The sequence below is a fragment of the Agrobacterium sp. 22094 genome, from assembly GCF_052046015.1.
Classification (GTDB): Bacteria; Pseudomonadota; Alphaproteobacteria; order Rhizobiales; family Rhizobiaceae; genus Agrobacterium; species Agrobacterium cavarae.
The window spans coordinates 295,912-309,206 of sequence record NZ_JBQEPX010000002.1 but is presented as its reverse complement, the minus strand read 5'-3'; the positions used below and the strand labels follow the sequence as shown (position 1 = coordinate 309,206).

Annotated in this window: 13 protein-coding genes; 7 read left to right on the top strand and 6 right to left on the bottom strand. The window is 57.6% G+C overall.

Annotated features, from left to right (window positions below):
• Positions 1 to 35 precede the first annotated feature (35 nt).
• Both ACTJK5_RS13900 and fumC read right to left on the bottom strand, forming a co-directional pair.
• Positions 36 to 1,106 (bottom strand): GGDEF domain-containing protein, encoded by a 1,071-nt coding sequence (locus ACTJK5_RS13900; protein WP_062424611.1) that lies wholly within the window; start codon positions 1,104 to 1,106, stop codon positions 36 to 38.
• 263 nt (positions 1,107 to 1,369) lie between these two features.
• Positions 1,370 to 2,761 (bottom strand): class II fumarate hydratase, encoded by a 1,392-nt coding sequence (gene fumC / locus ACTJK5_RS13895; RefSeq protein WP_062599964.1) that lies wholly within the window; start codon positions 2,759 to 2,761, stop codon positions 1,370 to 1,372.
• A gap of 421 nt (positions 2,762 to 3,182) precedes the next feature.
• Between fumC and ACTJK5_RS13890 the strand changes: the two genes are divergently transcribed.
• From ACTJK5_RS13890 to ACTJK5_RS13870, 5 genes are all read left to right on the top strand, one after another.
• Entirely contained in the window at positions 3,183 to 5,069 is a 1,887-nt protein-coding gene (locus ACTJK5_RS13890) for a L,D-transpeptidase family protein (RefSeq protein WP_440612708.1), read from the top strand.
• 60 nt (positions 5,070 to 5,129) lie between these two features.
• On the top strand, positions 5,130 to 6,059 hold the full coding sequence (locus tag ACTJK5_RS13885) for a glutaminase (protein WP_062424282.1): 930 nt from the start codon (positions 5,130 to 5,132) through the stop codon (positions 6,057 to 6,059).
• Between the two features lie 68 nt (positions 6,060 to 6,127).
• Positions 6,128 to 7,006, top strand: coding sequence for a tRNA 2-thiocytidine(32) synthetase TtcA (gene ttcA, locus ACTJK5_RS13880; RefSeq protein ID WP_440612707.1), 879 nt, complete (start codon positions 6,128 to 6,130; stop codon positions 7,004 to 7,006).
• 44 nt (positions 7,007 to 7,050) lie between these two features.
• Complete coding sequence (locus tag ACTJK5_RS13875; RefSeq protein WP_113225853.1) at positions 7,051 to 7,878, top strand: inositol monophosphatase family protein; 828 nt, start codon at positions 7,051 to 7,053, stop codon at positions 7,876 to 7,878.
• Between the two features lie 24 nt (positions 7,879 to 7,902).
• Positions 7,903 to 8,727, top strand: a complete 825-nt coding sequence (locus ACTJK5_RS13870; protein WP_112357961.1) for an inositol monophosphatase family protein — start codon at positions 7,903 to 7,905, stop codon at positions 8,725 to 8,727.
• Positions 8,728 to 8,803: 76 nt separating this feature from the next.
• Here ACTJK5_RS13870 and ACTJK5_RS13865 read toward each other — a convergent pair whose 3' ends face one another.
• Together ACTJK5_RS13865 and grxD are read right to left on the bottom strand one after the other, a co-directional pair.
• Positions 8,804 to 10,012, bottom strand: coding sequence for a multidrug effflux MFS transporter (locus ACTJK5_RS13865; RefSeq protein WP_113265257.1), 1,209 nt, complete (start codon positions 10,010 to 10,012; stop codon positions 8,804 to 8,806).
• Positions 10,013 to 10,149: 137 nt separating this feature from the next.
• Positions 10,150 to 10,485, bottom strand: a complete 336-nt coding sequence (gene grxD, locus ACTJK5_RS13860; protein WP_062424286.1) for a Grx4 family monothiol glutaredoxin — start codon at positions 10,483 to 10,485, stop codon at positions 10,150 to 10,152.
• Between the two features lie 187 nt (positions 10,486 to 10,672).
• Between grxD and ACTJK5_RS13855 the strand changes: the two genes are divergently transcribed.
• A complete protein-coding gene (locus ACTJK5_RS13855) occupies positions 10,673 to 11,389 on the top strand; it encodes a polysaccharide deacetylase family protein (RefSeq protein ID WP_440612706.1) in 717 nt (238 codons plus the stop codon).
• Between the two features lie 12 nt (positions 11,390 to 11,401).
• Here the strand turns inward: ACTJK5_RS13855 and ACTJK5_RS13850 are convergent, their stop codons facing one another.
• On the bottom strand, positions 11,402 to 11,665 hold the full coding sequence (locus ACTJK5_RS13850; RefSeq protein ID WP_153310511.1) for a hypothetical protein: 264 nt from the start codon (positions 11,663 to 11,665) through the stop codon (positions 11,402 to 11,404).
• Between the two features lie 153 nt (positions 11,666 to 11,818).
• Here ACTJK5_RS13850 and ACTJK5_RS13845 point away from each other — a divergent pair, with 153 nt between their 5' ends.
• Positions 11,819 to 12,973 (top strand): hypothetical protein, encoded by a 1,155-nt coding sequence (locus ACTJK5_RS13845; RefSeq protein ID WP_440612807.1) that lies wholly within the window; start codon positions 11,819 to 11,821, stop codon positions 12,971 to 12,973.
• Positions 12,974 to 13,043: 70 nt separating this feature from the next.
• Here the strand turns inward: ACTJK5_RS13845 and ACTJK5_RS13840 are convergent, their stop codons facing one another.
• Positions 13,044 to 13,277, bottom strand: a complete 234-nt coding sequence (locus tag ACTJK5_RS13840) for a BolA family protein (RefSeq protein ID WP_003516012.1) — start codon at positions 13,275 to 13,277, stop codon at positions 13,044 to 13,046.
• Positions 13,278 to 13,295 lie beyond the last annotated feature (18 nt).

Sequence of the window (13,295 nt, the reverse complement as noted above, 5' to 3'; positions counted from 1 at the left end):
CCATGAGATCAGCGGCGCGCCGCTGAGCCCGATCCTTACGTCCGGTAGATCAGCCAGCTTTTGCCGGAGTAGTTTTTCTGCATCCCGTCTTCGAACATGATGGTGCGGTTGCGCCCGGAGGTCTTGGCATTGTAGAGCGCGACGTCCGAGCGGGCATAGAGTTCGACAGGATTTTGCGCCTGAGAGGCCATTGCGTAACCGATGGAAACGGTAATCTGCCCGTAATCCACGCCGGTCTTCGAGTTTCGGAACGGGGTCTTCTCGAGCGAGAGGCGAATGCGCTCGCACATCTCCCGTACTTCGTCGGCATTCATGTTGTCGACGATGATCGCAAATTCCTCGCCGCCATTTCTGGCCACAAAGATATCCTTACGGACCGACTTGCGGATGACCGATGCAACGCTTGCAAGAATCTTGTCTCCGACGGGGTGGCCGTAAGTATCGTTGACGCGCTTGAAGTTATCGATGTCCAGCAGGATCAGGGACGACAGATGGAGCCCGAAGCTCGTATCGTAGGTCGATGCGAGCCTTTCATCGAAGGCCCGGCGGTTCGACAGACGCGTGAGCGAGTCGGTATTGGCGATGCGCTTGTATTCATCCAGTTCAAGACGAACCTGCTGCATCTCCTCAGCATGTCTGTCCAAGTCCTTGGAACTGCTCTCGCCTTGGGCGATCTTGGTGCCGGTTGCCTCTGAAAGGATCGCGATGGCCGCGCCGACGAGCGAGGTGCTTGTCGCGCTTTTGACCGTGATCCGCTCGCGCGTTTCATCCAACAGCCGATTGTATTTCTCAAGGCTTGACTGCTCGTGCTTCAGGACAGTGAGCAAGGCGTCCAGCTCGAGATGCAGCTTCTCGTGAACCGTCTCGATGATCTTGCTATGGCTATGGTTGAAGTAGCGGGTGCCCAGTTCGTCCAATTCTTCCTGGGTCGCCTTGCTGCCAAGCTGCAGCAGTTCCTTGGACAGAGCGGGGTTGGAGCCGATGAAGGCTTCGTAGAAAAGATTGTAATTGCGGGGGATGGGCGAGATACCCATGCTGCGCATGGCGTGCAAGATTTGGCTCGCCACGTCTGCTCCGGGAAAATTTTGTGTCGGCCCCGTATTCATGATGTGTCCCCAGATCGTCCCGTTTTTGTTCTGACCGACACGCCTCAACGACGGTTCCCCAACCGATTGTTGATGCTGCATGGAAAGTCGGCGTGTTCTTAGGCGTAGCCTTCTCCGAGAATCGCACGTGAACACGGAATCCAGTTACAGTCTCGCAAAGATTTTATCTACGAAAATTAATGGCTGTAAATAGTATTTCAGAAAAGCCTGAGATGGGAAGGGTGGTCAGACAACGAGTGCGACCCGTTGCCTGACCTTTGTCATTACTTGGGGCCGATCATGTTTTCCGGACGGACATACTGATCGAATTCCTCGTTCGACAGATATCCGCCACCGACAGCCTCTTCGCGCAGCGTCGTGCCGTTCTTGTGCGCGGTCTTGGCAATCTTGGCGCAGGCGTCATAGCCGAGCTTGGTGTTCAGCGCAGTCACGAGCATGAGCGAGTTCTCCACGCCCTTGCGGATGTTGTCTTCGCGCGCTTCGATGCCGACCACGCAATTGTCGGTGAAGGAAACGGCTGCATCGCCCAGAAGCTGGACGGACTGCAGGAAGTTGTAGGCCATCATCGGGTTATAGACGTTGAGCTCGAAGTGGCCCTGCGATCCTGCGAAGGTGATGGCGGCCTGGTTGCCGAAAATGTGGGCGCAGACCTGGGTCAGCGCCTCGGACTGGGTCGGGTTGACCTTGCCTGGCATGATCGAGGAACCGGGTTCGTTTTCCGGCAATGCAAGTTCGCCAAGACCGGCGCGTGGGCCGGAACCCAGGAAACGGATGTCGTTGGCGATCTTGAAGAGCGCTGCTGCCGCTGCGTTGATCGCGCCATGGGCGAAAACCATCGAGTCATGTGCGGCCAGTGCTTCGAACTTGTTCGGAGCGGTGACGAAGGGCAGGCCGGTGATGGTGGCAATCTCTTCGGCAACCTTTTCGGCAAAGCCGACAGGCGCGTTGAGGCCGGTGCCGACGGCAGTGCCGCCCTGTGCCAGTTCGCAAAGGCCGGGCAGCGTCAGTTCGATGCGCTTGATCGATGATGCAACCTGCGCCGCATAGCCGGAAAACTCCTGACCGAGCGTCAGGGGCGTTGCATCCTGAGTATGGGTGCGGCCGATCTTGATGATGTGGGCGAAGTCCTTCGCCTTCTTGTCGAGCGCGGCATGCAGGTGCTTGAGGCTCGGCAGCAGGTGATGAACGATCTGCTCGGCGCAGGCGATATGCATGGCCGTCGGATAGGTGTCGTTGGACGACTGGCTCATGTTGACGTGATCGTTCGGGTGAACCGGCTTCTTCGAGCCCATCACGCCGCCGAGCATTTCGATGGCCCGGTTGGAGATCACTTCATTGGCATTCATGTTGGACTGGGTGCCAGAACCCGTCTGCCAGACAACGAGCGGAAAATGATCGTTCAGCTTGCCGTCGATGACTTCCTGAGCGGCCTTGACGATCGTCTCGGCGAGTTGAGCGTCGAGGCCACCGAGCGCCATGTTGGCGCGTGCGGCTGCCTGCTTGACGATGCCGAGCGCACGGATGACGGATGTGGGCTGCTTTTCCCAGCCGATCTTGAAGTTACCGAGCGAGCGCTGGGCCTGCGCGCCCCAGTAGCGATCGCTGGCGACTTCGATCGGGCCAAAAGTATCAGTTTCCGTGCGTGTGGCTGTCATCGTTGGTGCCTCTCCATTGTGTTCCGGTGGCAAGGCGGCGTTTCAAGCCCGTCTTGCGCGCGGGCCGACATATAGAGCCATCCCGCAACTCTGGAAAGCCTCACGCGCCGCAGGGCGTCAGATTTTGCCGCAGATTCAAAAGTCAATTGACGTGACTTTTGGGTAACGTTCGCAAAAGAGACAATTCCATGGCGCTTCAGGCTTAACAGATGAAAAAACATCTTTCTGCAATGCTTCGAAATTAAAGAGAAATTTAACTATTCCTGCCAAAAATTAAGGAGATTGCCAGAGGTTTTTTGACGAACGGCAGGACAATTCTGGCACGAGATCGGGCTTTGCGCGTTTCCTTTTCAAGCGAAGACCAATCAGCTAGACAGACAATGTTTTATTCGCGCTTCGATGGATGATGGCGCTGGACGCAATGAGGACCAAATTGCAGATCACTTCAGGAAAAAAATCGGCGGCGTTCATACTGGCTCTCGGTGTTTCCGTCTCAGCGGGCATTCCAGCTCCTGCCAGCGCCATCACCCTTATGGATCTGCTTCGTGGCGGTCCTGGTAAGATCGAGCGCGAACGCCAAGACCGTGGCCTTCCGGGCGTCGTCCAGCAGAACGCTCCGGTCGGTGGCGATATCGATCCCGAGCCGACACCGCGCATTTCCGGTCCTCGATATTACACCTACAAGGCAGATGGCACCCGTGCGGTTGATACGTCGAAGTTCGGCCCGGATTATGCCGGGGTGAAAGTCTCGGCTACGCCTGAGATCGCCAAGGCGCTCGAAGCTTACTATGCTGGCGGCGCAAAACCGATCTGGGTTTCCAATGGTGATATCAACGAGCGCGCGTCTGCCGTTCTCGCCTTCTTCGAAACCGTAGGCGACAGCGGCCTGGACCCGGCCGATTACAGCATCTCAGCTCCCTCTTCCGACGTCACGGCCAGCATCGCCGGTGAGCCTCAGGCCGAAGTCCAGACGGTGAGTGCCACGGAAAACGAGGCCAAGCCGGTCAACCGCGCGATGATGCAGTTCGAGCTTGCCCTCTCCGCAAAGGTTCTTGGCTATGTCCAGGACACCACCCGCGGCCGCATCGATCCAAACAAGCTTTCCGGCTATCACGATTTCAAGCGCAAGACGGTCAATCTTTCCCCGGTTCTGAAGCTTGCAGCATTGAGCCCGGATGTGACGGCCTATCTGAAGTCGCGCGAGCCTTCCAACCCGGAATATCAGGCGCTGAAGGCCGAACTGGTCAAGCTTCTTGATGAGGACAAGTCCGGTGAAAACAAGATCGCTGTCCGCTCCGATCTGGTACTGAAGCCTGGCGAAGATAACCCTGAACTCGCCAATGTGGTGAAGGCGATCGAGCATCGCTCGTCCGAGGCGCTGAAGTCGCAGCATGCACCGGCGCTGACAGGCTATCAGCAAACGACGCAGTACACGCCGGAACTGGTCGATCTGGTCAAGGCTTTCCAGAGCGAAAACGGTTTGAAGGCTGATGGCGTGATCGGTCGCGCCACCGTTCGTGCCATGACGGGCGATAGCAACGAGGCGAAGATCGCCAAGCTTGAAGTTGCGATGGAACAGGTTCGCTGGCTGCCGGCAGATCTCGGCGACCGCTTTGTGTTCATCAATCAGCCTGCCTTCATGGCCTATTACCATGACCAGGGCAAAGAGCAGTTCGGCATGAAGGTGGTCATCGGTTCGAAGACCAACCAGACCTATTTCTTCCAGGATGAAATCGAGACTGTCGAGTTCAACCCCTATTGGGGCGTTCCGCAGTCCATCATCGTCAACGAAATGCTGCCGAAGCTGCGCAATGACCCATCCTATCTCGATCGCCTCGGCTATGAGGTTTCGGTCAATGGCCGGGCCGTTTCGTCGTCGAGCGTCAATTGGTATGGTTCGACCAACGCGATCTCGGTTCGACAGCCGCCAAGCAGCGACAATGCGTTGGGCGATCTGAAAATCCTCTTCCCGAACAGCCATGCAATCTACATGCATGACACGCCATCGAAGAGTTTCTTCAACCGCGATATGCGCGCTCTGAGCCACGGCTGTATCCGTCTTGTCGATCCGCGTCGCATGGCAGCGGCCGTTCTCGGCACGACGATGGATAACGTCAACAAGCAGATCGCATCCGGTGAAAATCGCGCAGTGTCCGTGCCGGTGAAAATTCCGGTCTATGTCGCCTACTTTACCGCATGGCCGGACAAGGACGGCAAGGTGCAGTATTTCGACGACGTTTATGATCGCGACAGCTATGTGATGAAGGCATTCGCCACCACCACCAAGGCGCGCTCAACCTCCATCTGAGGCGGCTGAAACATCTGACAAAAGCGCCCTACGGGCGCTTTTGTTGTATCGGGGCAGGGCATGCAGAACATTCAGACGGTCATCGACTCCATCTATGACGAGATGAAGAACCACCTCGGCGAGGGGAAGGTCGCGGATTATATTCCCGAGCTTGCCAAGATCGATCCGAAACAGTTCGGCATTGCGGTCACCACCGTCGAAGGCGAGACTTTCGTTGCGGGCGATGCCGCCGTTCCTTTTTCGATTCAAAGTATTTCGAAGGTCTTCATGCTGACGCTTGCGCTCGGCAAAGCCGGTGAGTCCGTCTGGAAGCGTGTCGGACGCGAGCCTTCCGGCTCATCGTTCAATTCCATCGTTCAGCTCGAACATGAACACGGCATCCCCCGCAACCCCTTCGTCAATGCGGGTGCGATCGTTGTGACCGATATGGTGCTCGCGGGACACCAGCCGCGAGAGGCCATCGGCGAGTTGCTGCGTTTCGTCCGGTACCTCTCCAACGATGATACGGTCTCGATCGACAACACCGTCGCCAAATCCGAACAGGCCACCGGTTTTCGCAATTTCGCGCTCGCAAATTTCATGCGTAGCTTCGGCAATATTCACCATCCTGTCGATCATACGCTTGGTGTCTACTTCCACCAGTGCGCGCTCTCGATGAACTGCGTTCAGTTGGCACGGGCAGGGCTTTTTCTCGCCAATCGCGGACGAAATCCGCTGACGGGGCACACGGTGGTGTCTGATCGTCGGGCACGCCGTATCAATGCTCTGATGTTGACCTGCGGCCATTATGATGGGTCGGGCGACTTCGCCTATCACGTCGGTCTTCCCGGCAAGAGCGGCGTCGGCGGGGGCATTCTGGCGGTGGCGCCTGGCAAGGCGTCGATTGCCGTCTGGTCGCCGGGCCTCAACAAGGTCGGTAACTCCGCGCTCGGGTCTGACGCGCTTGAAATGCTGGCGAACCGCATGGGCTGGTCCGTATTCGGGGCTTGATCTTGCGCCTATATGAGGGCATTGCCTGTCATTAACCGCTTTCAAGCGGATCAGACAGCGAGATGAAGATGACCATTGCCGCACAGATCGATGACATTCAGGACACCGGCGAGGTCGAAGAGGCTGGCGGCTCGCATCCGCTCTTTGCCGATGCGCCTCGGTCCGTCTCCTTCAACAAGCTGCGCAAGCGGCTGTTGCGAAACGTGCGACAGGCCTTCGACGATTTCGGCATGTTGAAGGGACAGAAGCGCTGGCTGGTGGGTCTTTCCGGCGGCAAGGACAGCTATGGTCTTCTGGCGCTGCTGCTCGATCTGAAATGGCGCGGCCTTCTGCCGGTTGAACTGATTGCGTGCAATCTCGACCAGGGCCAGCCGAACTTTCCCAAGCACATCCTGCCGGACTATCTGACGAAGATCGGCATGCCGCACCGCATCGAATACCGCGACACCTATTCGATCGTGAAAGAGAAAGTACCTGAGGGTGCGACCTATTGCTCTCTCTGTTCGCGTCTTCGCCGTGGAAATCTCTATCGCATCGCGCGTGAAGAGGGCTGCGACGCGCTGCTTCTGGGTCATCACCGCGAGGACATTCTGGAAACCTTCTTCATGAATTTCTTCCATGGCGGCCGGCTTGCTGGCATGCCGGCGAAGCTGATGAATGACGAAGGCGACCTGATGGTGCTGCGCCCGCTTGCCTACTGCGCAGAGGACGACCTGGCGAAATTCGCAGCGGCAATGGAGTTCCCCATCATTCCCTGCGATCTTTGCGGCTCCCAGGATGGTTTGCAAAGAAATGCCATGAAGGACATGCTTGCCGATATCGAACGGCGTATGCCTGGCCGGAAGGACGTGATGTTGCGGGCACTCGCGCACGTCAATCCCTCGCATCTTCTCGATACAAAGCTGTTCGATTTTTCCGGCCTGACTGTCACGGATCCGTCATCCTAGAGGAATAGGTGAGGCGCATTCCTCACCTGTTCAGATTGTTTTCAATGACCCTTTCCGATTCAGATATCGACTTTCTCGTTGCAACCGTAGGCCATGCCGGTACCAGCGAAATCATGCCGCGCTTTCGCAATCTCAGCGCTTCGGCCATTTCCGAGAAGACATCGGCTGTCGACCTCGTGACGGAAGCGGATGTCCTTGCTGAAAAGCAGATCACTGCAGCCTTGCTGCAGCGTTTTCCGACCGCGCATATCGTTGGCGAAGAAGCCTATGATGCCGACCGCTCCGTCATTCCGGCACTTCGCGATGCGCCACTTGCCTTCGTGATCGATCCCGTAGACGGCACATTCAACTTCGCGTCCGGTTTTCCGGCCTTTGGAACACTGCTCGCCGTGACCGTCAAAGGTGAAACGGTCGCTGGAATCATTCATGATCCGGTGATGGGCGACAGCATCATCTCAGTCAAAGGCGCAGGCGCCGTCCTGAAACGCGCAAACGGCAGCGAAGCGAAACTGCGCGTCGCCGAGCCCGTCGGTCTTTCGGACATGGTGGGTATCTTTTCTTGGGGTCATAGCCATCCCGACCGCCGACCGGTGATCGCTGCGAATATGGCCAAGACGAAGATGGCGCTGTCCCTGAATTGCTCGGCGCACGAATATTGGCTGGTGGCGACAGGCAAGCTGCATTTCATCGGTCATGAGAAGCTTATGCCTTGGGACCATCTTGCAGGCGTGCTAACCCATCAGGAAGCGGGCGGCTACACGGTGAAGCTCGATGGCACGCCCTACCGCCCGGGAGATACCGAGGGTGGCATCCTTTCTGCACCAGACAAGGAAAGCTGGAAGATGCTGCGCCGGGACATTCTTGGTCTTTGATCTGAACATGTAAAGGAACCTCCCATGTCCGTCGAACTCGACATCGCCTCGCTTGCCAATGCCCTACAGGAAGCGGCGGCGGTGGAAATCCTCCCGCGGTTCCGAAATCTCGGCGAGGGTGACGTGCGGGTGAAAACCGAGGCGATCGACCTTGTGACGGAGGCAGACGAGGCGGCAGAGCGCTTGATCCGCGCGCGTGTCGCAGAGTTTATGCCCGACGCCCTGTTTGTCGGCGAGGAAGCCGTCGCTGCAGATCCGTCGCTCTTGGAGAAGCTCGGCGACGCTGACCTTGCGGTGGTTGTGGATCCAATCGACGGCACCTATAACTTCGCTGCCGGATTGCCGCTGTTCGGGGTGATGCTGAGCGTCGTCTCCAAGGGTGAGACGGTCGCAGGCATCATCTTTGATCCGATGGGCAATGACTGGGTGATCGCGGAGAAGGGCTCAGGTGCCTGGCTTTGCAGCGCCGATGGCTCCCAGACGCAGTTGCAGGTGGTTCCGGCGCCTGAACTCTCGCAGATGGTCGGCATCGCCAATACCGGCTACTTTGAGGTCGAGACGCGCCGTCGCCTCTTGAACAATCTTGCTGATGTCAGGCTCTTCACCAGTTATCGTTGTGCAGCGCATGAGTACCGCATCTTCTGCGGCGGCCACATGCACTTTCTGATGTATAACAAGCTGATGCCTTGGGATCACCTGGCGGGCACGCTGATTTCACAGGAGGCGGGCGCCTACGCGGCCCGCTTCGACGGATCTCCCTATCTGCCAAACCATGTCAGCGGCGGCTTGCTGCTGGCCCCGGACAAAGAGACATGGACCGTGTTGCGCGAGAAGATCTTCACGGTTTGATCGACTGAACGACGGCAAAAAAAAAGGCGCGGTTGTCATGGCAGCCGCGCCTTTGCTTTATGTTCGGAGGCTTCTGTCAGTGCGTCGGCTTGTTGTGAGCCTGGAACAGTGTGCCCTTTTCGCCGATCAAAACGAACACGAGACCAATGATCGAGACGATGAAGAAGCCGCTGACCATGGGCAGCGCCGTGCCATTGAAAGCCTGACCGATGCCGGCGCCGATCAGTGAGCCACCCACCGTTCCGAGAAAGCCGATCACGGACGAGGCTGTCCCGGCCACGTGACCAAGCGGCTCCATGGCAAGGGAGTTGAAGTTCGAGCCAATCAGGCCAAACTGGAACATCGACAGACCAAACATCACGATGAAGAGTGCAAACGGCATTGGCTGGGGACCGAGGATCATCATCAGCAGCCAGATGAAGTTGATGCCGATGAAGCCCAGCAGGGAGCCGTGTGACAGCTTGCGCATACCGTAACGCCCGACCAGCTTGGAGTTCAGGAAGGACGACAGCGACATGAACAGCGCGACAGCGGCGAAGGCGGCAGCAAACCAGGCGCCGAGATCGTAGATGCCCTTATAGACTTGTTCGGCGGAGTTGATGAAGCCGAACAGTGCACCGAAGATGATCATGCTGGCGATCGTGTAACAGAGCGCGACACGGTTGGTGAGAACGATCTTGAAGCCGGTGAGGACGGACGAGACGGTCAGCGGACGCACGTCCTCGGGCCGTAGCGTTTCGGGAAGCCGAATGTACATCCAGACCGTCACGACGGCAGCGATCGCGGCCATGAAGCCGAAGATCAGGTGCCAGTCACCAAAGAACAGCACGATCTGACCTGTGCCAGGTGCGATGACCGGGACCACCATGAACACCATCATGATCAGTGACATGACTTCGGCCATCTGACGCCCGCCATAAATATCGCGAACGATGGAAACGGTGATGACGCGCGTGGCCGCAGATCCGATACCCTGGATAAACCGAAGGGCCAGAAGGCCGGCAAAGCTCGGCACAAAGATCACGGCGATGGACGACAGGATGTAGATGCCAAGGCCGAACAGCATCGGCTTGCGGCGCCCGAAGCGATCCGCGAGCGGGCCGTAGAAAAGCTGGGCGATACCGAAGCCGAGCAGGTAGGCAGAGACGACGTACTGTCGATGGTTCTCGTTATCGACGCCAAGCGATGCGCCGATTTCCTGCAGGCCAGGAAGCATGATGTCGATGGCAAGAGCATTGAGCGCCATCAGCATGGCAGCCAGCCCGATGAATTCCGCGCGCCCCATGGTCCCTGCGGGCGAAGCGGTCGTTTGTGGTGGATGTGTCACAGGATTGCCTCAAAAAGAACGGCAAAGGCGTTGCATGACGCAACGCCTGGCATAGTTTTCTGACAATCAGGGTGGGCCGGATGAACCGGCCGAAATCAGGCCGCGCCGCGGACGCTGATACCCTGCTCTTGGAATTGGCTTTGAAGTTCGCCGGACTGGAACATTTCTCTTACGATATCGCAGCCGCCGAGGAATTCACCCTTGACGTAGAGCTGAGGGATCGTCGGCCAGTTGGAATAGTCCTTGATGCCCTGACGGATGTCGGCATCGGCAAGGACGTTGACGCCCTTATAGTCCACGCCGAGATAATCGAGAATCTGGACCACCTGTCCGGAGAAACCGCACTGCGGAAACTGGGGCGTGCCCTTCATGAAAAGAACGATGTCGTTGCTCTTCACTTCGTTGTCGATCAGGTCGTGAATGCCGCTCATGGCTGTATTCCTTTCACATGCGGGTCAAGGCCGCTGCTTCGTTCGCTCTTAAATAACATGGAATATCGTTATTTCCAGTCGCAAAGGCGAAAAAACCAAGGGCGGTCGGAATTGGAACAGACAGTCATGATGCTGCCCCGAAGGTGTGGTGCCCTGATGCTCCATTCAACCAACGCCGAGGCCGGACATGCGCAAATTTGGTGTTTGGATCATCGCGCTGGTGGTGATCCTGCTCTTAGTGTTTGGGCTGCTCCAACTGAGCAAAGCGCGTGGCTATCAGCTGTTTGGAACGATCGTGCCGCGGGTAGAGACGAGCGAGCCCGTCGTGGCGCTCACTCTCGATGACGGCCCCACACTTCGCTATACGCGCGACGTCTTGAACCTGCTGGATGGAAAGAACGTCAAGGCGACATTCTTTCTCACAGGTCGGGAAATGGAGGAAACGCCAGCGCTCGCCGCCGATATTGTCCGGCGCGGTCACGAGATCGGCAATCATTCCTTCTCCCATTCCAATATGAGTCTGATGGGGTTCGATAAGGTGCGCGACGAGATCGAGCGAACGGATCGCGCCATTCGTGCGGCGGGCTATCAGGGCGAAATCTATTTTCGGCCACCCTACGGCAAGAAGCTGCTGACCCTGCCGTGGTACTTATCGCAGACCGGGCGGACGTCGATCACCTGGGATGTCGAGCCTGAATCCTACCCAGACATCGCCGAGGATGCAGATGCGATCGCGGAGTATGTGATCCAGAACGCTAAGAACGGCTCGATCATTCTGCTGCATGTCATGTATCGAAGCCGAGAAGCGTCCCGCCAGGCTCTGCCCAAGATCATCGATGGTTTGCGGGAGCGTGGCTTCCAGTTTGTCACCGTGTCGGAACTGATGAGGCACCAACAGAAGTGACATGATTTGCGGCTATCTCGCGCGTTGCTTGCTGCGCGCGGCAGCGGTCCGGCGTTTGCTGACCTGCCTCTTGGCGGGCGTCCGCTTTTTCGTTGGCGCGGGTTTTTCGCCGAGGGCCGCCTCCAGAATGCCGCCAAGGATACCGCCGCCAAGCGATGTGCCGGCTTTCGCCTTTCCTCTTGCCCGTCGTGTCTTCCGAACGCCTGTCTTCGACAGGATCTCCGACATGGCGCCTTTCACGACACTCCCGATGATCTGATCAACGATTTTCGACAAGATCTTCTCCGCTCCGCAATAAAATCCTCTGGGCCGCTTATGATATAAAACATAATTAAGCCACGGTGTTTACTATATGGGCGACACCCATTGTATCAAGCGATCCTTTTGGGCTCTTCGCAACCTTCAGGTTTTGAACCCTTGGCTCGTTTTATGGCGTCTGTCTCCTCACGTCTCGTTTTCTATTTCCCCGGCTTTGATCCTTTGGATGCTGCCGCCCATCACCGTCGCTATGAGCGGAGTGCCGCTCAATCCGGCAAGACCTTTGGTCTCGACTATGCCGTCGGTCCGGTTCGAGAGGTTGAGGCTGGTAGTCGTGTGGAGGCGGTCTCGATCTCCGACGGCCAGGAGACGAAAAGCACCATCTATATTCATGACCATAACAGCATCATCTCGGACTTAAGAGCGCCTCCCATCTGGAAGCAGATCCTGCTCGGCTTCAAGGCCGGGGCCGAGATCATCACCAGCGGTGCGGCATTCCGATACTTTCGTCACGCCTGGCGTTTCGGCCTGTTTTTCCTTTTTCCCTATCTACTCATCTTCACGGGCCTTCTGCTCGCGGCGTTGATCGCCATCTTGCCGCTGCTGCTGCATGTTTCGCCGTTCCTCTGTCTTTTGAGTGTGCCAGTAGCATGGCTGTTCTTCGACAAGGGCGTCATCCCGTTCTCGGGGCGATTCCACACCTTGCATCTCTTTGCCGACTGGCGGTTCGCGCTGATGGTGGGCCGCAACGAGCCGGTCGCGCGTGCCTGGATCGAGGACAAGGCGCAGAAGGTCCTGCTCGCTCTCCAAACATCCTCAGATGAGGTGCTGTTTGTATCGCATAGCATGGGCGCGAGCCTGGCGCTGGCAGTGGCGGGGCGTGTGCTCGAATTGAAACCGGATGCGTTTGATGGACGCAATGTCTCTTTCGTCACTTTGGGCGGTGCAGCACTTCAATGCGCTTTCATTGCCAAAGCCGCGCGCCTTCGCGAGAGCATCGGGACGCTTGCGCGCCACGGGGAGGTGACATGGTTCGATATCCAGTGTCTGTCCGATCCGATCCATCTCTACAAATGCAATACGGCGCATCTGACGGGGCACGGCGATGCTGGCCAGCCCAAGATCGTGCGAATCAAGTTCAAGCATTCGCTTTCGGACGAGCGCTATCGCAAGAACAAGCTGAACTTCCTGCGCATGCATCGCCAATATGTGCTTGGATCGGACCGAAAGTCCGGCTTCGACTTTACGCTGCTGACAGCCGGTCCGCTGCCTGCTGCGTCCTTTGGCGGCCTGAAGTCCGACGTGCCGCCGCCGGCGTTCCAGTAAACACAATGCCGTAACAAAAGGCCCGCGTGACGAGCATCACGCGGGCCTTTTGTTGCTGAACGAAAGCGGCTTACTCGGGCGCGGAGGTCTGCAGCGCCAAAGCGTGCAGGACGCCACCCATATTGCCCTTCAATGCGTCATAGACCATCTGGTGCTGCTGCACGCGCGTCTTGCCCTTGAAGGCGTCTGCCACGACTTCAGCGGCGTAGTGATCGCCGTCACCGGCCAGATCGCGGATGGTGACCTTTGCTCCGGGAATTCCAGCCTTAATCATGTCTTCAATGTCGCCGGGCTTCATGGGCATGGTGTCTACTCCTCAATT

Excerpts from the sequence above, each read along its gene's own strand:
- ACTJK5_RS13900 (WP_062424611.1), bottom strand. The coding sequence starts at position 1,106 with ATGAATACGGGGCCGACACAAAATTTTCCCGGAGCAGACGTGGCGAGC.
- fumC (WP_062599964.1), bottom strand. The coding sequence starts at position 2,761 with ATGACAGCCACACGCACGGAAACTGATACTTTTGGCCCGATCGAAGTC.
- ACTJK5_RS13890 (WP_440612708.1), top strand. The coding sequence starts at position 3,183 with ATGAGGACCAAATTGCAGATCACTTCAGGAAAAAAATCGGCGGCGTTC.
- ACTJK5_RS13885 (WP_062424282.1), top strand. The coding sequence starts at position 5,130 with ATGCAGAACATTCAGACGGTCATCGACTCCATCTATGACGAGATGAAG.
- ttcA (WP_440612707.1), top strand. The coding sequence starts at position 6,128 with ATGACCATTGCCGCACAGATCGATGACATTCAGGACACCGGCGAGGTC.
- ACTJK5_RS13875 (WP_113225853.1), top strand. The coding sequence starts at position 7,051 with ATGACCCTTTCCGATTCAGATATCGACTTTCTCGTTGCAACCGTAGGC.
- ACTJK5_RS13870 (WP_112357961.1), top strand. The coding sequence starts at position 7,903 with ATGTCCGTCGAACTCGACATCGCCTCGCTTGCCAATGCCCTACAGGAA.
- ACTJK5_RS13865 (WP_113265257.1), bottom strand. The coding sequence starts at position 10,012 with ATGGGGCGCGCGGAATTCATCGGGCTGGCTGCCATGCTGATGGCGCTC.
- grxD (WP_062424286.1), bottom strand. The coding sequence starts at position 10,485 with ATGAGCGGCATTCACGACCTGATCGACAACGAAGTGAAGAGCAACGAC.
- ACTJK5_RS13855 (WP_440612706.1), top strand. The coding sequence starts at position 10,673 with ATGCGCAAATTTGGTGTTTGGATCATCGCGCTGGTGGTGATCCTGCTC.
- ACTJK5_RS13845 (WP_440612807.1), top strand. The coding sequence starts at position 11,819 with ATGGCGTCTGTCTCCTCACGTCTCGTTTTCTATTTCCCCGGCTTTGAT.
- ACTJK5_RS13840 (WP_003516012.1), bottom strand. The coding sequence starts at position 13,277 with ATGCCCATGAAGCCCGGCGACATTGAAGACATGATTAAGGCTGGAATT.